The organism is Bradyrhizobium sp. 35 (assembly GCF_023073215.1).
GTDB classification, from domain to species: domain Bacteria; phylum Pseudomonadota; class Alphaproteobacteria; order Rhizobiales; family Xanthobacteraceae; genus Bradyrhizobium; species Bradyrhizobium canariense_D.
Genome location: NZ_JADPJC010000056.1, coordinates 46153 through 66297, shown reverse-complemented (window position 1 = coordinate 66297; position 20145 = coordinate 46153). Strand labels below are relative to the sequence as shown.

Sequence of the window (20145 nt, the reverse complement as noted above, 5' to 3'; positions counted from 1 at the left end):
CGGTACGGTACGAAAGCGACATTGGCACGACTGCCTGTCGCCGTTCCAACCGGCCGAGCGCCGCAGCAGTTCCGCCAAATCCCGTTCCGATAAAATCGGAACGGAACTTGATTCTTGCTTTGACGCGTTTTCTTCACGCGAACCGGTATCCACTTCGCTTGAAAACGCTTTAGCTACCGATCTGTCCGACATGGAAGCCGAGCCGGTTCTCGACATCACCGGCGCGGTGGAAGCCGCGCGACATCAGCGCCTTGATGCGGCTCTGGCTTGCCGGGCGGCTGAGCGAGGCCAGGAACGCGTCCCATTCCGGCTTGATCTCGATATCCGGTGGCAGGCTCGCAACGTCGACGAGGCGCTTGGTCTCGGCAATCGCCTCCTTGTCGAAGGACGCGATGCGCATGGCCAGCGCCTCGACGAAGCCATCGAGCTCGGCATCCGGCAACGAGCGGTTCACATAGCCGTAACGTTCGGCGAGATCGCCGTGGATATCGTCGGCGCCAAGCAGAACCTCGAGCGCGCGGCCGCGGCCCATCAGGCGCGGCAACCGCGCCATCGGGCCGCCGCCGGGCACCAGGCCCGCACCGACCTCCCATTGCGACAGGACCGCCTTTTCGCGGCTGGCAAAGCGCATATCACTTGCCAGCGCCAGTTCGCTGCCGACGCCGGTCGCACGGCCCCTAATCGAGGCAATCGAAACCACCGGCGCGCGGCTGAGACGCACCAGCATGTCGGGCAGTGCCTGCAGGCCCGTCGGCCCCGGCGGGATACGAAGCGAATCCTCCAGCGGCGCGAGGAAGTCGTAATGCGTGATGAAGAAGCCTTCGACGGCGCTGTCGAACACCACGACCTTCACCTCAGGATCGGTCTCGATCGCCTTGACGACGTCATCAAGAAGCGGAAGCTGCTTGGGGCCGAAGATATTGACTGGGGGCATGTCGAAGGTGACACGCCAATACGACGGCAGCCGACGTTCCAGGCGGATTTGGTCGGTCGTGAAGGTGCGTTCGGGGCGGTTCATGATTGGATTCCTGGTCTGTGGGGAAAGAAGGGAACGCGCGGAAGTGCGCGTCCCCGCAGGTCTCAGATCGACTGACGCAGCGGTCGGAAGGCGGTGCGCATTTCCGCGCAGAACAACGCGGGCTGCTCCCAGGCGGCGAAATGGCCGCCCTTGTCGAGACGGTTGTAGTGCATCAGCCTCGGATAGGCCTTCTCGGTCCAGCTGCGCGGCGCAGCGTAGATCTCGTCCGGGAAGACGCTGACGGCGACCGGGATCTTGATGTGCTTGGGCTCGAAGAACACCAGCTTGTTCTCCCAGTACAGCCGCGCCGACGACACCGCGGTGTTGGTGAGCCAGTAGAGCGCGATGTTGTCGACCACGTCGTCGCGCGACAGCCCTTCCGTCTTGCCGTCGAACACCCGGGCGATCATTGCGGCGCTGCGCGCATCATGGTCGAGCATCCAGGACGCGAGGCCCGCCGGCGAATCCACCAGGCCATAGAGTGTCTGCGGCCGGTTGGACATCTCGATCGCGTAGCCGAGACCGTGCTTGTAGAAGTCATCGAGCTGATCGTAAGCGTAGCGCTCGTCGGCCGAGAGGTTCGACGGCCGCGATCCGCCGGGCTGAAGCGCCTTGGCGATGTCGTCAGGAACGGTCGCGGGCATGTTGGTGTGGATGCCGAGCAGTTCCGGCGGCGCGATCACTGCCATCTGCTCCGTCACGGCATTGCCCCAATCGCCGCCTTGCGCGACATAGCGGTTGTAGCCGAGCCGCTTCATCAGCACGATCCAGGCACGCGCGACGCGCTGGGGATCCCAGCCCAGCTCCGCCGGCTTGCCGGAGAAACCGTGGCCTGGGAGCGAAGGGATCACGAGATCAAAAGCGTCCGCCGCCGTCGCGCCGTGTGCGGCGGGATCGGTGAGCGGGCCGACGATCTTCATCTGCTCGATGATCGAACCGGGCCAGCCATGCGTGACGATCATCGGCAAGGCATTCTCGTGCCTGGAGCGGACGTGAATGAAATGGATGTCGACGCCGTCGATCTCGGTGACGAATTGCGGCAAGGCATTCAGCCGCGCCTCCATCTTGCGCCAGTCGTAGTCGTTCTGCCAGTAGCTCACGAGCTGCTGCACCGTCGTCAGTTGCACGCCCTGCGATTGATCGGCAACGATCTCACGATCAGGCCAGCGCGTCGCGGCGAGACGGCGACGGAGATCGAGCAGATCCTGCTCGGGCACGCTGACGTGGAACGGGCGGACCGCCCCGCTCACGCCGGCCTTCGCAGAATGCAGCGGCAGCAGGCTCGACACGCTTGCCGCGACCGCGGTCATCGCGGCTTGACTCAACAGTTGACGGCGGTCTGGATTGAGAATGTCGGTACGTGCTTGCGTGGTCATGTTCGATCTCCCTGGCTTTGGTCGGTGACGCTGACCGAATTTGACATAAACGCCTCGGTTCGCCATGCCGAGAGATTGGCGCAGGCCCTGGCAATTTGCTCGTTATGGGTTGTTAGAGCGCGTTAGCCGTTGCGAGCCGCGCGACACCGAGGAGAGCGATCGTCGACTCGCGACGCGCGCCGCCAAAACAACACGGCGCGCGATGAGCTCAGTCATCGCGCGCCGTGTCGGCTTGCATCAGTCGAAGAATCCGTGCTGCCCAGCTCAGGATGGCAGCGGCTGGCCCGCCTGTTCGCGGACGATGTAATCGGCGTACCAATCGGCCCAGTTCTCGTCGTGCCCGCCGGTCCGCTTTTCGTGCTCGCCATGGGCCGCCGCCGCGCGGCGCAGTGCTGCGGCCAGCGCAGCCTGCGAAGCGAATGTCGTGCCGTCGCCCGCGATCCGTCCCGGCAATCGCGTCGTGACCTCCTGGAACAACCAGCCATTGCCGTCGGGATCGCTGAACGACGCATATGAGCCGTAGCTGCCGCGCTTCGGGTCAGCACCGCTCACCCGAACGCTGCCGGAGAGATAAGGCTCGTCGGTCCCCGCGTGAACATCGCCGGCACCGTGGAATGGAGCGCTGACCTCGACGCCGCGGTCCAGCAGATCCTTTCGCGCCGCCTCCAGATCGGAGACGATCAGGTAGAGGCCTCGCACCGAGCCCGGCGCTGCCGCCGTCACGTTCCTGCCAAAAATCACCGAGCAGGCCGAACCTGGCGGCGTGAACTGGATCACGCGCCAATCATCGCCAGAGGCAAAATCGGCGTCCAGTCGCCAACCGAGACGCGCGTAGAAGGCCTTGGCGCGATCAACATCGGACACGGGGATCACGATCACCTCGAGCCTCTGATCAACGCTACGCGATACCGAAGGCTCGTTGGCAGACTTGTTGGAAGGCTTGTTGGAAGGCTTGGCCGCGGCGTCGCGGTCGATTTCGGTAGTGGCCATGTCGAACTCCCTGGGTTGGATTTAAGACGAGCTTCAAGCAGCTGCGATCGGCATCACGATGGTTACGCGTGTGCCGTCCTCTCCCGCCTCGCCCTGCAGCCGGGCGTGAATGCTGCGTGCGAGTCCTTCGAGAATCCGGCTGCCGGTGCCCTGAAGCGGCCCGTCGCGCCGATCCCGTTGTCTATTACCGTGCAGAACCAGGCGCCGTCGCGATTGGCCGTCTCGATGCGGATCAGTGCGTCATTCCTGTTCGGGAAGGCATGCTTGGCCGCATTCGTTACCAGCTCCGTCAGCATCAGCGCGAGCCGATGGCATTGCGACGCCGGCAGCGTGCCGCTTTCAATTGCAGCCTCGCAGCGGATGCCCGCCGGCTCCAGCACGGCCTCGGAAATCGCTCCGCACAGATTTTCGAAGAAGGCCGCCACCGGGATCGCCGTATGGTCGTCATTGTCGGACAAGAGTTGATAGAGCCTGCCGAAGGCGACAATGCGCCGCTCGAGCCGGTCCGCTGCAAGCGACACATCCCTGGTACCCGTTCTGGTGAAATCGCGGCGGACTGACGCACCGAGTATCGTCAGCGTATTCTTCATCCGATGGTGGGATTCCCGCAGCACGAGCTCCCAGTCACGCGACTGTCTAAACTGGCCACAAATTGAGATCGAACGACGTCGTCATTCGGCCGAGCATTGATACCGGACATCGTAGCCTCCCCGTTGGAATTAGCGTCAAACTCGGAACAGATACTGGATGCAGTTCGCGCGCATTGCTCGTTAGACGTTGCAAGATTCTGTTATGATGGGGTACGACGACGGGCACTCCGAACGTGAGCTGGTCGGTCAAGCACACTGCCGGGTTGTCCCGATCGCTTCGAAAGAGGCTCGCGTTGAGTACAATTTGCGACGGATCGTCGCGCGCGACCGGCCAATTGCCGGCACCCTCCACGCGATTTCGCCACTTTCGGCCAGTTTACTCAGGGTTCCCTTCTGCTAGATCAAAGTGCAGAGTTCAGCTCTCACTGGAATGATTGGCCCGTGCCGGACACTAACGACCAGGATTCGGCCATTGCTTTCGGGCCATTCCGGCTGTTCGCAAAGACGCGGCTGCTCGAGAAGGACGGCGCCCCGGTTCACCTCGGTGGCCGTGCGCTCGACATTCTCGTTTTTCTCGCCGAGCGCGCGGGCGAGGTCGTGGACAAGCGTGAGTTGATGCGGCGGGTCTGGGCCGACGTGAATGTGGACGAAGGCAGCCTGCGCTTTCACATCACGACGCTGCGCAAGGCCTTGGGCGATCCGGGCGAAGGCTCCCGCTACGTCGTCAACGTCCCCGGACGGGGTTATTGCTTCACGGCCGCGCTGCTCCGGGCCGCCCCATCGGAGAACCGGACCAGCCTGCCCGTTGCTGCGCCGCGCTCGCTGCCCTCGCCGCTCGCGAAGATGATCGGGCGAGACGATGCGGTCGAGAAGATTTCCGCCGAGCTTGCCTTGCATCGCTTCGTCACGATCGTGGGCCCCGGCGGGATCGGCAAGACCTCGGTCGCACTGGCGGTCGCGCATCGCGAGTTCCAGGCCTTCGACGGCCAAGTGTGTTTTGTCGATTTCGGCGCACTGAGGGAGACCCGGCTCGTTACGGGAACGATTGCGGCCGCGCTGGGCCTGACAGTCAATTCCGACGACCCGATGCCGGGGTTGCTGGCATTCCTGCGCAGCCGGCGGATGTTGCTGGTGTTCGACAGTTGCGAGCACATCCTCGACGATCTCGCCCCCCTGGCCGAGCGCATCGTCCGGGAAGCGGGCGAGCTGCATATTCTCGCCACCAGCCGCGAATCTTTCCGCGCCGAAGGTGAGCGTGTCCATCGGCTGTTTCCATTGGATTGCCCGCCACAGCGCGACGGGCTCGGCATCGCCGACATCCTTGCCTATCCTGCAACTCAGCTCTTCGTGGAACGCATCGCAGAGAGTCTGAGCGAATTCGAGCTCAGCGAAGAGGATGCGCCGCTCGTCGCCGATATCTGCCGTCGGCTGGACGGCATCGCGCTCGCCATCGAGCTCGCGGCCGGGCGCGTGAATGCCTATGGCATCGCTGGGACGGCCTCTCTGCTCGACAGCCGTTTCTCGCTGCTGTGGCGCGGGCGGCGCACCGCTGTGCCGCGGCACCACACCCTGAGTGCGGCACTCGCCTGGAGCTATGATTTGCTGCCGGCAACCGAAAGCGCAACGCTGCGCGGATTGTCGGCATTCGTCGGGCCATTCACCCTGGAAGCCGCGCTTGCGGTCGCATCCTGTCAGGGCATTGGCGAAGCAGAAGCCGCCGAGGCGATCTCCAATCTGCTTTCCAAATCGCTGATCGCGACCTCGCCTGCGGAGCGGCGGCTGCGCTATCGCCTGCTCGACACCACACGTGCCTTCGTCGCGGAGAAGCTCGTCGAGAACGGCGAAGCGGACCGCGTCGCACGTGCCCATGCCGAATATTTCCGCGACTTCCTGCGCGACATCGCCGTCAAATCCACGGGCATGCAGAGCGCCGGCGGCTTCCTTCCTTATGCCGACCACCTGCCCAACGTCAGGGCCGCGCTGACCTGGAGCTTTTCGGACGGCGGGGACCGAACGATCGGCGTGGATCTGGCGGCGTCAGCGGCGCAATTCTTCCTTGAGCTGACATTGCTGACGGAATGCTACCGCTGGACCCAGCAGGCGCTGGCGTCCCTCGACGCGAGCGCGGTGGATGGCCGCAATGAAATGATCTTGCAGGCCGCGCTCGGCGTCTCCGCGATGTTCACGCAGGGCAATACCGAAGCGGTCCGCTCGGCATTCACGCGCAGTCTCCAGCTTGCCCAGGAGCTCCAGGATTTGCACTGGCAGCTCTGGCTGCTCCGCGGATTGCACATCTATCTCACCAGGGTCGGAGATTTTCACGGAGCACTCGGAACCGGGGAACAGGGCGAGAGCGTCGCGCGGAAGCTGAACGATCCCGCCAGCACGCTGAACGTCGAATGGATGCTGGGCGTCGCCCATCATTTGATCGGCAACCAGGACAAGGCGGTGCAGCTCTGCGAGAGCGCGATGTTGCATAATCCCGGCTCGCAGCGGCTGAATATCGGCCATCTCGGCTATGACGACCGCATCGTCGCACTGGTGGCGCTGGCACGCGGGCTTTGGCTCACCGGCCGGCCCGATCGTGCGATCGAGGCGTCGAGATACACCGTTCGCGAAGCCGAACTGCTCGAACAGCCGCTCACTCTCGGTATTTCCTTGATCTGGACCATCTACGTGTTCCTCTGGGTCGGCGACTTGGCCAATGCGGAAATCCTGATCGAGCGGCTGATCGATCATTCCGCGCGCCACTTCCTCGGGCCCTATCACGCGGTCGGCATCGGCCAGAAGGGTGAGCTGCTGCTTCGCCGCGGCGACGTCGCCGCCGGCATCGAGCACCTCCGCCGCAGCCAGGCCACGCTGTACGCGACGCGACACCGGATCATGACCACGGTGTTTGCGACCGCGCTCGCGGAGGGACTTGTGGCGCAGAACCAGGCCGACGAAGCCTTGCAGACCATCAACGATGCCATCGCAGAGATCCCCGATCATGGCGAATCCTTCGACATGCCGGAGATGCTCAGGGTCAAGGGCGACATCCTCGCCCGGTCGGGCAATGCCGCGGAAGCCGAAAGCTGCTTCCTGGACTCGCTCGATCTGTCACGCCGCCAAAGCGCGCTCGGCTGGGAGCTGCGGGGGGCAATTAGTCTCGGCCGGGTTTGGCGCGGGGCCGGAAAAGCCGCCGACGCACGCGCCCTGCTCGCCCCCCTCGTCGCGCGGTACCAGGAGGGCCTCCAGACCCGTGATCTCGTCGCCGCCAGGGAGCTCCTTGCGGCGCTGAATTGAGAGTATCTTCAATGAGATACCGCAAGGCTATCCGCTCGCAACTCCTAACAAATTCTAACACGCCAAGCCGCATCCGCCCCGCCATGGTGGTGGCACTTCATGGTGGATATGGCGGGACATGGCGCTTCTTGACGATGTAATTGATGCCAGCGGCGGAATGGCCCGCTGGAATAGCTTGAGCCGGTTCACGCTTCACCTCTCCGTCGCGGGAACGCTGTTCTCCAGCACCGGACATGCCAGCGAATTCAAGGACGTGACGGCGGAGGGCTCGACCCGCACGCAATCGGTCCGCTTCACCGGCATCACCGGAGGCGAACACTCCGGCTCGTTTCAGCCGGACGCGATCACGATCGAAAGCCTCGAAGGTGAGATTCTGCGGACCTGGCGCAATCCGAGTCTTGCGTTCACCGAGGCCGGTTCGCCCGCGCTCGCGGGCGAGCTGCATCTCGTCTTCTTCTGCGGCGTCGCGATCTGGAATTATCTGACCAATCCATTCCTGCTCGCCCATCCCGATGTCTTGGTGGAGGAGCTGCCGCCGTGGCAGGAGAATAACGAGTCATGGCGGCGGCTGCGGGCGCAATTCCCACCGAGCCTGATCACGCTCGCGCCCGAACAGATCTTCTATTTCGACGAGAACGCATTGCAACGGCGGACCGATCACGATCTGTTCGGAATGAAAGTCGCGCATTACTCCTGGGCCCATGACAGCTTCGGCGGCATCGTGGTGCCGACGCTCCGACGCGCGCAGACGCTGCGGCCCGACGGAACCGTGGTCGCCAAGCCCGTGCTGATGGATGTCGAGATCTTTGACGCCGTCTTCGAGTAGCGGCCCGCGCGATATCTCCAACTCTCAACGTCTAACAATACATAACGAGCCAACAGTCGGCCTTGAGCGCAGATTGGGTTCGCGAGCAACGAACGACGTGACGTGCTCGAACGAGACCCAGCTCCGCGCATCTCCACCGCAATGGAGCGCGTCATCGCAGCAAACGCACTCAAGGAGAACGGTCATGAAAATATTGATGGTCATCACCTCGCACGACCAGCTCGGCAACACCGGGCGCAAGACGGGCTTCTGGCTCGAGGAGCTCGCCGCCCCCTATTTCATCTTCAGGGATTCCGGGGCCGAGATCACCCTCGCCTCGCCGAAAGGCGGCCGTCCGCCGCTTGACCCCAAGAGCAACGAGCGCGAATTCCGCACCGACCTGACGCTACGCTTCGAGGCCGACGTCGCCGCCGAAGCCCAACTCGACAAGACGGTTCGCCTCGACAGCGTCAAGCAGGAAGATTTCGACACCGTCTTCTATCCCGGCGGTCACGGCCCGATGTGGGACCTCGCCGAGGACAAGGACTCGGTCAAGCTCATCGAATCCTTCCTTGCCGCCGGCAAGACAGTCGCCGTGGTCTGCCATTCGACTGGTGCGCTGCGCCACGTCAAGACGCCCGACGGCAAGCCCCTGGTTCAGGGCAAGGAGGTGACCGGTTTCACCAATGGTGAAGAGGAGGACGTCGGCCTCACCAAGGTGGTGCCTTTCCTGGTCGAAGACGAAATGCTGAAGCTTGGCGCCGTCTTCTCGAAGACGGCAAACTGGGGCGTTCACGTCGTCACCGACGGCCTCTTGATCACGGGCCAGAACCCGCACTCCTCGGGTCCGGCCGCGCAGGCCCTGCTCGCCGCCCTGAAGGGCGAGCCGCTGGCGCGCGCGTCGTAAAGCCCAGATGCGGCACATCGCGAGAGGCGCCCGCGATGGTGCCTCTCGACGCCGCCGTCACAAGCGGATGTCCCCTACTTGCGACACATCTTCACTTCACATGCCGGATTCGGAGCGATGACATGAACATCCCAGCCACTCTTGCCCTCTCGGCCGCTTTGGCCTGCGCGACCGTGCAGGCCTCGGCACAGGATCTGCGATCGAGCCGGCGCTCGATCAGCTATCACAAGACCGATATCCGGGGTCTCGAGATTTTCTACCGCGAGGCTGGGCCCACCGACGCTCCGACGGTGCTGCTGCTCCACGGATTTCCCTCGTCGTCGCGGATGTGGGAGCCGCTGATGCCGCTGCTCGCCGACAAATATCATCTCATCGCGCCGGACTATCCCGGCTTCGGCAACAGCAGCGCGCCGCCGCCATGCGACTTCACCTATACGTTCGACAACATCGCCGCCGTGATCGGCGAGCTCACAACGAAGCTCGGCCTCACCGACTACGTCCTGTTCATGCAGGACTACGGAGGCCCTGTCGGCTTCCGCATGGCGCTGGCGCATCCCGAACGCGTCCGCGGTGTCATCGTCCAGAACGCGGTTTCGCACGAGCAGGGGCTGAGCCCGCTCTGGAATGCGCGCAGGAAGTACTGGGCCGACCCGGCGCACGAGGTCGAGGCGCTCAAGGCCAACTTTACGTCCCTGGAGGCGACGAGTCAGCGGCATCTCGGCTCCAGTCCGCGTCCCGAGCGCTATGACCCCGACACCTGGATCGACGAATACGCGTTCCTGACGCGTCCCGGCCAGGCCGAGATTCAGACCACGCTGTTCCTGGATTACCGGACCAACGTCGCCTCCTATCCGAAATGGCAGGCTTGGTTGCGCCAGACGCGGCCACCGACGCTGGTGGTCTGGGGCGAATACGATCCGTCATTCGCCGTCGCAGGCGCGACGGCCTATCGCGACGACGTGCCGGATGCCGAGGTTCACATTCTCGAAGCCGGCCACTTCGCGCTGGATGAAGCCACCGACGAGATCGCTTTGCTTGTCCGCGACTTCCTGGGGCAGCTGGCTGGACACAAGGGTTGAGCGCTGATGGACGCGCTCAGCAGCGAGAAGAGACGGTCGTATCGACTGTTCAGGCCCCCGGTTCGTTCAACATGCGTCGTGCTGCAATGAGATCGGCGGTCTCGAACCCTTCGGAGAACCGGGCATAGGTTTGAGCGAGCTGTTCGAGCGGATTTTGCACATGCTGCCGGGTTCGAAGCCGCGCCAGCGACATCTCGGCTCGCAGCCGCCACGATAGCGCGCCCTGCTGTTCGGCGAGCGAGATCGAGGCGACAAGATCGGCCTCGGCCGCGTCGGGATTGCCGCCCTGGACCTCCAGCTCTCCCCGCAGACGGAGCAGCTCGGGCATGTCGAACGCGCCGCCTTCCCGCTCGACCCGCAGAATGGTTTCGTGAAGAACCTGAATGCCTTCCGTCAATTGTCCCAAGCTGACCAGGCCCCGAGACAGATCCGCGGCGAACGCCGAGGCATAGAGTTCGTAGCGGTCGGCATGCAGGCGTGGAAGCGCACTCCGCATCAGGTCGACGCCGCCGGCCGCCTCGCCCCGAGCGATCATGCTCTGCGCCCGAAAACCCGCCGCGACGGCTTCGTAAGGCACGAGCCCGTGCATGCTCGCATGCGCGGTCAGACGACCGGTCATCGCCTCGACCGACGACCAGTCGCCGAGCCAGCCGAATACCGAAGCGGACCAGCATAATGCGATACAATGCATGACCACGTCATGCGGCGCCGAAGCGCCGACCAGCGGCCGGATGCATTCGAGCGCACGATCGGGAAAGCCGCGCAGCCATAGCACGCGCGCGAGCGGAATTTGCGGTGTGCGTGAGTAGGCGAAATGCCCGGGTTGGGTGCCGCGGAGCGCAGCGTCGTCTCGCAGGCCCTGGTCGAGATGAGCCTGCGCCGCGGCCTGGTCTCCGGCGAGGTGATATGACACGCCGAGCAGCGCTTTGCTCCCGGCGATGCCCGCGGTATCGCCGATGACGCGGGCAATCCGCTCGGCGTGAAGCGCAGTCGGCACCAGATGCCGATAGCGACCGGTCCGGCGGTAGAACATGTTGAGCCGGGACAACAGCCTGAATGTGTTGGCGTGATCGGAAAGCGCTTCCGCTATTTCCAGCCCGCGCCTGAGCGCCGCTTCCGCCTGCTCGCTGTTACGTTCGGTGAACATCAAGGCGTGACCGAGCGTCGACTGAAGTTCGAGCTCCCATGCGCCGCCCCGGTCGGCCTCGTCCAGCATTGCGAGTGCGCGATCGGACCAGATGCGGGCCTCGTTCAGCAAATTGAGTTCGACGAACAGCCTTGTGCAGCTGCCGGCGAGCGGCACGCGCAAGCCGGCGCCGTCGTCGTTGGCATAAGCCCATTGCAGCGCAGCGCGGGCATCGGCGAGCAGGCTCGCGCTTTCCTGCAAACGTGACGCATGATCGCCGCCCTCCTTGTCCCTCATGCCCGCTTCGAGCGTGCATTGAACATAGAGAGCATGACGATGCGCGATCTGCGCCAGCTGTCCGCCGTCGGCCAGTTTCTGCAGGGCATAGGCACGCGTTGCGTCGAGCAGGCGATAGCGCCGCGATGCGCCGTCCGGCTGGGTGGAAACCAGCGACTTCACCACGAGTTGCTCCAGGGCCTCGACGACGCGATCCTCCGCCATCTCCGCCCCGGCCGCGACTGCTATCGCGCCCCTCAACGTGAAGTGACCTGCGAAGACGGCGAGGCGCTGAAATACGATCCGCTCGCTCTCGCCGATCAGACCGAAACTCCAGTCGAGCGTAGCGCCGAGCGTCTGCTGCCGCGGCGGCGCCGTCCGCCGCCCGCGCCATTCGAGCTGCAGCCGGTTGTCGAGCAGCGCCGCCATCTCGCGCAGTCCATAGAGACCGACACGTGCGGCAGCCAGCTCGATCGCCAGCGCGATGCCGTCGAGCTTGCCGCAAATCCGGGCCAGGACTTCGGCATCCTCGTCGGTGATGTCGTCGCGATGCCCCGCCGCGACGGCGCGATCGACGAACAGGCGCACGGCGGGATAAGCAAGCACCTCGCCGGCACTGAGGCGGGTGCCCTGCGGCGGACCGGGGAGCGAAACGAGCTCGAAAATCTGCTCGCCTTCCACCAGCAGCGACTCGCGGCTGGTTGCGAGGATGACGATGCCAGGCGCCTCCCGGTAGATGTTTTCTGCAAGGCGCGCGACCTCCTCGATGACGTGCTCGCAGCTGTCGAGCACGAGAAGCAGCCGGCGGCCGCGCAGGAAATTGACGATGCTGGCCGAGGGGTCCTCGTGGTGCACGACGAGGCCCAACGCGGCTGCAACCGTGCTCGCGACCAGCGCTCCGTCCTTGAGCGGACCGAATTCGAGGAAATGGACGTTGCCGTCGAAGCTATCGCACATCTCGTGCGCGAGCGCAGTCGCAACGGTGGTCTTTCCGATGCCGCCCGGCCCTCGCAGCGTGACGAAGCGATCGCGGAGCAAGCGCGCTGCCAACTCGGCCACGGCGTCCTCTCGCCCGACCATCCGGTCCAATCGGCGCGGTAGCGACGGTGGCGGCGCGGCCCTTTCAGGCACACGCGACGCCGGTGTAGCCACCTCCGCGCGCCCGCCACGCCGCACGGGCGCGACAAAGCAATAGCCCCGGCCCGGGATGTTGGTGATGTAGCGGGCACCATCCTTTCCGTCGCCGAGCACCTTGCGCAGCTCCGCGACATGGACGCGCAGGCTGACCTCCTCGACGGAAAGTCCGGACCACGCATAGCCGAGAATTTCGTTCTTCGGGACCACTTCGCCGGCGCGACTGACCAGCAGGCGCAAAATATCCATCGCACGGCTGCCGAGCCTGACCGGCAAGCCATCCTTCTCCAGCAGCCGCGACCGCAGCGAAAATGGCCCGAACGCGACGGCATCGAAATCTGGGATCGCCGCGGCGTCGCGGCCGCGGGGGCCCTGTCCTGCCGAGAGCTCGATCACTTTTGGCTCATCTTGACGGCCGCTCCAGCGAAATGCGGCGCGACTATACCCGGCGCCAGTGCGAGGTCCAGCGAGGGCAACCCACAGAACTCACACCTCCACATCGATCTCCACGCCATGACCGGTGCTCTCCTGAGTCGTGTCGGGGATACGCAAATGTCTGATAAACTGTACAAAAACGACGCTTCCTGAGACGGGATGCCGCACCTGATGCGCTCCCACAAAAACTAACACATCCTAATCACCACTAACGAGCTTGCAGGTCAGCTCACGCCTATCCTCTCACCATGGAAAACGTGGGCTTTGCGCGTTTGCTGGTTGCAAACAGCGGAGAACGCCCGGAGAGGACGAACGATGTTGACCAATTTGCAGGCAGGTGATGCCTGGATTGAATTTCCGGGCACCTCGGGGGATTGCGAGTTCCCCCGGGCAACACACGCGATCATTCGGGAGCGTCAATGGCGTCAGATCGATCCGCGCACGGGAGCGGCGGCCGAGGACATCGCGATCTCGCGATGGGAAGACCCGCGGAGCACCTCGTCGCACCAAGCGACGACGCCCGAGGATCGCTATTTCGTCGGCATCGCCCTCAAGACCACGCGCGCGAAACTGACCCGGGATCGCCAGGTCATTTTCGACGGGACCATGCCCGCGGGCACACTGTATCTCACCGCGCCGTCAAAGCCCCTCGCCGTACAATTCCAGTCGCCATGCGCCTTCTTGCACTTTTACATCTCCGCGGATCAATTTCCGGCACAATTTTCCGGAACTGAAGGTTTGAATGATCTCGTCCTGTTGCGCGATCCGCTCGCGGCCGAGCTTGCCAAGGCGCTGATCGAACTTGGCGACGCCGCGGACCACGAGTTCACGCGCTGCATTGGCCAAACCCTCGCGATGCATCTGGCGCGGCTGGAATTGCCACGCGCCAAGGTCAATGCCCTGCCGAAATGGCGGCTGCGGCGCGTCGAGCAATATATCGCCGATCATTTCCACCGCTGCATCAGCCTGTCCGAGCTCGCCAATGTCGCCGGCCTGTCCAGAATGCACTTTGCGGCGCAATTCCGCGTCGCGACCGGTTATCGCCCCCGCGAATATCTGCTCAATCACCGGATCGAGCAGGCCAAGACGTTGCTGGCGACCACCGAGCGGCCGCTGGCCGAGATCGCACTCGCCGTCGGCTTCAGCACGCAGGCGCATTTTTCGACTGTCTTCAAGCGCATCACCGATCAATCCCCGGCACGCTGGCGCCTCGCCAGCAAGGGCGAACGGCGAGAGGTGCAAGCACTCCCGCCGCGTCGTCCTGCTACGGAGAGGGACTGGATCAGCGCAGCCGCGTAAGCATTCGCTCGCGCCCTCATCCTCCCGGGCCTGCGAGCCACTCGGGGCCGTCCCTGCACCCACACAGGACGGCCCCTTTTTTTCTACACCGGATCGAAAGCCCGGATCGGCGGCAGATTGCCGGTGAACTTCTCGACCTCGACTGTCGTGAGCTGACCGGTGCAGCCTTGCGCAAAGGACGACGTGCCGACGTCGCGGGTGAGCACGTTCGGATTGCCGTGCACGCAGAGCGGCGCGTCGTCTTCGGGGTCCATCGGGTCGTACCAGGCGCCGGTCGGGAGCTGGACCACGCCGAGCGCGATGCCGTCGGTGACGTGGACCGCGGCGAGACAGGCGCCGCGCGCGTTGAACAGCCGGATGATGTCGCCGTGCTTGATCCCGCGTGCGTCTGCGTCCTGCGGGTTCATGCGCGCGACCTCGCGGCCGCGATGTTTGCTTTGAAGCGAATGTCCGCCGAAATCGAGCTGGCTATGCAGACGCGTCACGGGCTGGTTGGCGACCAGGAAGCACGGCGCCCCCGGCTTGGGCGTGTCGGACTTCTCCAGCCAGACCGGATGGCCCGGGCAATCCGCATCACCATGACCTGCGATCTTGGCAGAGAATATTTCGATGCGACCGCTCGGCGTGGGCAAAGCATGATTGACGGGATCGTCGCGGAAGCGGCGCAGCCGGCCACCGTCGTCGGGCTGCTGCGGCACCACCAGGCTGCCGCGCCGCCAGAACTCTTCGAAGCTCGGCGCTTCCAGGCCGCGCGCTTCGAGCGAGGCGCGGGTCGGCTCATAAAGATGTTCCAGCCACTGACGTGACGTCCGCCCCTCGGTGAAGGGCTCGCGCGCACCGAGACGGTCGGCAAGATCGGCGAAGATCTCGTAGTCGTCGCGCGCAAGGCCGAACGGCTCGGCGATCCGGTGCATCGCGACCATCAGGGGATCGTTGCTGGAATAGCCGATGTCTTCGCGTTCGAGCGTCATCGTCGAGGGCAGCACGATGTCGGCATGCCGGGCCGTGGCAGTCCATGCGAGCTCGTGCACGACCAGCGTGTCGACTTTCGCAAACGCCTTGCGCAGGCGGTTGATGTCCTGGTGGTGATGGAAGGGATTGCCGCCGGCCCAGTAGACAAGGCGGATATCCGGATAGGTGCGCGTCTCGCCGTTGTAGCGATAGGCGCTGCCGGGATTGAGCAGCATGTCGGCGATGCGCGCCACCGGAATGAAATCGCGGACAGCGTTGCGGCCCTGCCCTAATGTCGGCCCCGGCACGTCGTTGACGCGGCGACCGTAATAGCCGATTGCCCCCAACGAATAGGCGTAGCCGCCGCCGGAGAGGCCGATCTGGCCGAGCGCTGCCGCCAGCACCATGCCCATCCACACCGGCTGCTCGCCATGCTCGGCGCGCTGGAGCGAATGAGAGACGGTGATGAGCGCGCGCTTGCCGGCGAGCCGGCGCGCCAGCTTGCGGATTGTGTCGGTGTCGACGCCGCAGACCGCGGCGGCCCATTCGGCGTGCTTGGGTTGGCCGTCGCTCTCGCCGGTGAGATAGCGCAGGAAGACCGGCCAGCCCTCGGTGTAGCGATCGAGGAAGGCCTGGTCGTGCAGGTTCTCCGCGATCAGCGTATGAACGATGCCGAGCATCAGCGCGGTGTCGGTCCCGGGCACGCAGGTCATCCACTCGGCGCCGGCCTCGACGGGCAGGTCTTCGCGCAACGGGCTGACCAGGATGAACGCGCAGCCGCGGCGGCGCGCAGCTTCCATCGCGCCGCGCTCGACATGCTTGCTGATCGAGCCGCCTGCGACCATCGAGTTCTTCAGCGCCATGCCGCCGAACGCCAGCACGATGTCGGTATCAGCCGCGATCTGCTCCCAGGTGACATTGCGCTTGGTGATATCCTCGTAGCCGCAGAGGATCTGCGGCAGCAGCACCGAGGACGCGCCGGAGGAATAGGAGTTCACCGAGCGCACATAGCCGCCCAAGGCGATGTTGAGGAAGCGATGCACCTGGCTCTGGGCGTGGTGGAAGCGGCCCGCGCTCGACCAGCCATAGGAGCCGCCGAACACCGCGCCGGGGCCGCGCGTATCACGGATGCGTGCCAGCTCGTCGCCGAGCAGATCGAGCGCCTTTTCCCAGCTGACGGATACGAATTCATCGCGGCCGCGGCGATCGTCCGGACCCGGACCGCGTTCGAGCCAGCCGCGGCGGATCGCCGGCTGGGTGATGCGCGCCTGATGGCGTAGCGCGCCGGGAAAATTGTCGATGATGCGGTTCGGATCGGGATCGCCCGCATAGGCCCTGACCTCGAGCCCGGCCTCGCCTTGACGTGCCGAGAACACGCCCCAATGCGAGGTGTGCGGCTTGAAGCCGTCGGACAGGTCGAGGCCGGGGTCGGGGAAGCCAATCGTATCGTCCATCGTCGCATTCCTTGTTCCGGTCGCGGCACTGTCCCGGCCGCACCGATGTCATCCGCGTCGCAGTATAGCGATCCGCGCTTCGATGTCGTCGGGTCAGGGCCGGCGAAAATGCCGGGCGCTCGTGCAAGGACAGATTGGCGAACGTTCGCAGGAACGACCCGGCGGCGATTTTTCGTCCAATTTTGCTTTTATTTTCAACGCTTTAGTCGGTTGCATTCAGAGCCGCGCGGTCCGTCTTTCGGTGAGACTTGGCGCGAGATCTCTTTGCGACGACACTGACATTGAAATGTGCGATATGCCGCCCGTCACACACAACATCGGTCCCATCATGATCAAGCGCGTCTTGCCCTACGAGGGTCTGCTCCACGAAGTGGTCGAGCATCATGGCGTGCTCTACATCGGTGGAATCGTCCCAGAGGACACGAGCCTCGACATGTCGGGCCAGGCAAATGACGTCCTCGGGCAGTTGGCGCAGCTGCTCAAGACCCTCGGATCCGATCTGAGCAACGTCTTGCAGGTGACCATCTACATGACGAGCCTCAAGGAGAAGGCAGACTTCAACGCGGCCTGGAAGGCGCATTTTGCAGAGGCTCATCTGCCGGCGCGCGCCGCAATCGGCGTGGCGGATCTCGGTCCCGGCGTCAAACTCGAGATCACGGCCATCGCCGCTCGACAATAGTGGCATGCCAGGGCGCCGCAAAGAACCTCACACCAAACCCATTGTGTTCTCGGCAAGATCCACCTCAGATTAGCGCCGCTCGTGAAGGATAACCGCCACGAGCGACGTTACTGTCAGCACGATTCCTAGCCCGACGGCCGGATCGCTGGCGACAATCGCCGCGAGAGAGGCACCGCATGCAGCGCCCGCCATTTGCGAGAATCCGAACAGGGCTGCGGCGATACCGGCCTTGCTGCCAAACGGCGACAGCGCTGCCGCGCTCGACAGCGGGCTCACTATTCCCACGCCGAACAGAAAGACGGAAGCCGCTAACAGAAATGGCAGCAGCGCGCCGTTCGCGAGCAGCACCGCGCAAAGCAGCCCGGCGCCTCCGAGGACGGTTAGTCCCAAGCCGACCGACGTCGCACGGCAGGAACCAACCCGCGCCGATAGCCTAGGCGCCAGCATGCCGGCCGCAAACACCAGGAAGACCACGCCCGCAAATAGCTCACCAAGTTTGATTGGCAAGAATCCAAACGATTCGAGCAGCACCCGCGGCGCGCTGGAGAAAATCGCGAAAAGACCGGCCATCACCAGTCCAGCGGTTCTAGCAGGCGCAACGAACCGGCGATCCCGAACAAGCTCCAGATAGAAGCCGGCAATTTTGAGCGGATTCAGAGAACGACGCGCGCCGTCATTGGTTTCGCCGACGAAGGTCGCATAGGCCAAAGCCGTGCAGAGCGCGAAGGCCGCGACAAAGGCAAATTCCGAGCGCCAGCCAAAGAATAGATCGAGCGCACTCCCCAGCAGCGGTGAAAAGCCTGGGGCGGCCGCGGTTGCCATGGTGATCGAGGCCATGACCTTTGCAAGTGCCTGGCCATCGAACAGATCCCGGGCGATCGCACGTGAAAGCACCGAAGCCGCACATGCGCCGCAAGCCTGCATTGATCGGCCGATCAGCAGGCTCGATAGATCGCGCGCGAAAGCGCACCAGATCGTACCGGCGATGAAAATTCCGAGCCCTATCAGAATCGGCATGCGTCGCCCGAACCGGTCCGACAGCGGGCCGGCAATCAATTGCCCTATGGCGAAAATCGCCAGAAAGATCGTGAAGGCCGACGTGACCGCCGCGCTGGATACATGCAAATCGTCCGCGATGACCGGCAGCGAAGGCAAGAAGATGTTGGTCGCAAGGATTCCTGTCGCCGCCAGGGCACAAATCACTATTCTGCGCGCCGCCGCCCCTGCTTGACGTCCGTGCCCCGCCGCAGAAACCGTGCCCTCGACTTCAATGGACATGCTGCGCTCCCAAGTCCTGTCCAGATGCGGCGAGGCAGGGACGCCTGATCACCTACCCACTGCATGCTGGCCGGACGCATGCCATCCTGAACAACCACTGCTTGGGTGTCGTCCTGCGAATGTGGGAGGAGCGCGCAAATATTTGCTGCTTCTGGGTGCTGCAATGAGCGCCCTCTCTCCTATCCCGCCAGGGGCGTCGTATAGCCTGCAACCAGCTTGACGAGATCCGCCTGGCGCGCGGTGCCTGTTTTTTCAAACAACCGGCTGACATGCGTCCTAACCGTGCTATCGGCGACGCCGAACGCCATAGCGACCTCAGGAACGCCACCGACCTCGACGATGGCCAGCAACACGCGGAGTTCGGTCGGCGTCAGCTTGAACGCGCTGCCGATGGCTCCGGGAATAGAAGCAACCGCCAGCGACGCCTTGCGAACGAACAAGGCCGCCGTGGCGGTGTAAACAATACCAGCACGCCGACGCGCGCCTGACGTGAGGGGCAATGCATGGGCCACATAGCGGTCGCCCTCCCTGCCGGTCAGCGGCAACGCGATGCCCCTTATACCAAGTGCGGCATCGCCCTGCGCCGCGGTGGCGAAGACATCTCGCAGGGTGCGGTCGACCTGAGGATCGCTGGCGACCAGCCGCCCGCCCACGGAACTCAGAATATCACGAGCGTCGAGAATGGCATTGCCGGCCGTATTGGCGTGAATGAGACGTCCACCGGGATCGACGAGATACATGCCAGCACCGAGCCCGTCCAGCGTGTCAACGAACGTCGCGAGTTCAGCGGCCTTGAACTCGAACATCTTGCCGATCACGACGGCACGCCTGATATGCGGCGCGATCAGCCTCATTTGCCGGCGCGCGTGCTCGTCGACGAGCCCATTTCGCCGGTGGCGGAAGACCCCGAAAATAGCTGTGCTGACCGTGGTCCTGTCGACAACCGCGCTGACAAAATCGACAAGCCCCTGGGGCTCGGCCCACTGCCGGTATAGTTCACTCTGGGTGAGTGCTGCGAAAGACATCAAATCGGTCGTCGCGATCGGCTGCTCGAGGTCACCGAGAAAGTGCCCCTCCGCGGAGGAATAAATCTGCCGAAAGAGTTCGACCCGCAACGGCACGTCAAATCCAAAGCGATGGGGCACCGTGGCGTGCTGGACACCGACGTCCTTGCAGAACAGCCCGCCTGCTGCGCCGCCAACGAATTGCACGATGCTGACGATGGCGTCTTCCCAACGAGAGGGATCGATGGCGGCATCGTAGATGACGCTGATCAGGTCGCTCAGTTGCTGCTGATCATCTGAATTGTCTTTCGACGATTCCGAAACCGACCGCGGATGTGAAACCCTGTTCATTCGAAGACGCGCCCCCGGTGTGAGGATAGCTGTGAGACAACTTAAAGCTTTTCCGCTGATAGCGAGCCGGTATCGCGCTCAAATCATTTTGATCGTGTCCCACCGGAG

Annotated in this window: 13 protein-coding genes and 1 pseudogene; 6 read left to right on the top strand and 8 right to left on the bottom strand. The window is 64.0% G+C overall.

The window, feature by feature from the left end; all coding sequences use genetic code 11:
• Window positions 1-169: 169 nt before the first annotated feature.
• The 4 genes and pseudogenes from IVB36_RS12110 to IVB36_RS12095 form a co-directional block, all read right to left on the bottom strand.
• Window positions 170-1018, bottom strand: a complete 849-nt coding sequence (locus IVB36_RS12110) for an enoyl-CoA hydratase/isomerase family protein (protein ID WP_018460341.1) — start codon at window positions 1016-1018, stop codon at window positions 170-172.
• 62 nt (window positions 1019-1080) lie between these two features.
• Window positions 1081-2394: an epoxide hydrolase family protein gene (locus IVB36_RS12105; RefSeq protein ID WP_018460342.1), complete on the bottom strand. Its 1314-nt coding sequence runs from the start codon at window positions 2392-2394 to the stop codon at window positions 1081-1083.
• A gap of 264 nt (window positions 2395-2658) precedes the next feature.
• On the bottom strand, window positions 2659-3384 hold the full coding sequence (locus IVB36_RS12100; protein WP_018460343.1) for a VOC family protein: 726 nt from the start codon (window positions 3382-3384) through the stop codon (window positions 2659-2661).
• Between the two features lie 33 nt (window positions 3385-3417).
• Window positions 3418-4084, bottom strand: a pseudogene (locus IVB36_RS12095) (sensor histidine kinase).
• A 331-nt stretch (window positions 4085-4415) separates the two neighbouring features.
• Between IVB36_RS12095 and IVB36_RS12090 the strand changes: the two are divergent.
• The 4 genes from IVB36_RS12090 to IVB36_RS12075 all read left to right on the top strand — a co-directional run bounded on the left by IVB36_RS12090 (window position 4416) and on the right by IVB36_RS12075 (window position 10050).
• Window positions 4416-7259 carry a winged helix-turn-helix domain-containing protein gene (locus tag IVB36_RS12090; protein ID WP_018460345.1) on the top strand — a complete coding sequence of 948 codons (2844 nt, stop codon included), beginning with the start codon at window positions 4416-4418 and terminating at the stop codon, window positions 7257-7259.
• 118 nt (window positions 7260-7377) lie between these two features.
• A complete protein-coding gene (locus tag IVB36_RS12085) occupies window positions 7378-8085 on the top strand; it encodes a hypothetical protein (RefSeq protein WP_085348991.1) in 708 nt (235 codons plus the stop codon).
• A gap of 184 nt (window positions 8086-8269) precedes the next feature.
• On the top strand, window positions 8270-8971 hold the full coding sequence (locus IVB36_RS12080; RefSeq protein ID WP_085384006.1) for a type 1 glutamine amidotransferase domain-containing protein: 702 nt from the start codon (window positions 8270-8272) through the stop codon (window positions 8969-8971).
• A gap of 122 nt (window positions 8972-9093) precedes the next feature.
• Window positions 9094-10050 (top strand): alpha/beta fold hydrolase, encoded by a 957-nt coding sequence (locus IVB36_RS12075; RefSeq protein WP_026234009.1) that lies wholly within the window; start codon window positions 9094-9096, stop codon window positions 10048-10050.
• Window positions 10051-10099: 49 nt separating this feature from the next.
• Here the strand turns inward: IVB36_RS12075 and IVB36_RS12070 are convergent, their stop codons facing one another.
• The gene (locus IVB36_RS12070; protein WP_018460349.1) at window positions 10100-12982 is read right to left on the bottom strand and encodes a winged helix-turn-helix domain-containing protein; all 2883 of its coding nucleotides are present in this window, start codon (window positions 12980-12982) and stop codon (window positions 10100-10102) included.
• A 354-nt stretch (window positions 12983-13336) separates the two neighbouring features.
• Here IVB36_RS12070 and IVB36_RS12065 point away from each other — a divergent pair, with 354 nt between their 5' ends.
• Window positions 13337-14320 (top strand): AraC family transcriptional regulator, encoded by a 984-nt coding sequence (locus tag IVB36_RS12065; RefSeq protein ID WP_018460351.1) that lies wholly within the window; start codon window positions 13337-13339, stop codon window positions 14318-14320.
• 83 nt (window positions 14321-14403) lie between these two features.
• Here the strand turns inward: IVB36_RS12065 and IVB36_RS12060 are convergent, their stop codons facing one another.
• Entirely contained in the window at window positions 14404-16725 is a 2322-nt protein-coding gene (locus IVB36_RS12060) for a molybdopterin guanine dinucleotide-containing S/N-oxide reductase (protein ID WP_018460352.1), read from the bottom strand.
• A 328-nt stretch (window positions 16726-17053) separates the two neighbouring features.
• Here IVB36_RS12060 and IVB36_RS12055 point away from each other — a divergent pair, with 328 nt between their 5' ends.
• A complete protein-coding gene (locus IVB36_RS12055; RefSeq protein WP_026234010.1) occupies window positions 17054-17404 on the top strand; it encodes a RidA family protein in 351 nt (116 codons plus the stop codon).
• A 69-nt stretch (window positions 17405-17473) separates the two neighbouring features.
• Here IVB36_RS12055 and IVB36_RS12050 read toward each other — a convergent pair whose 3' ends face one another.
• Window positions 17474-18682 carry a multidrug effflux MFS transporter gene (locus tag IVB36_RS12050; protein WP_026234011.1) on the bottom strand — a complete coding sequence of 403 codons (1209 nt, stop codon included), beginning with the start codon at window positions 18680-18682 and terminating at the stop codon, window positions 17474-17476.
• Between the two features lie 179 nt (window positions 18683-18861).
• Entirely contained in the window at window positions 18862-20037 is a 1176-nt protein-coding gene (locus IVB36_RS12045) for a helix-turn-helix transcriptional regulator (protein WP_247391528.1), read from the bottom strand.
• Window positions 20038-20145 lie beyond the last annotated feature (108 nt).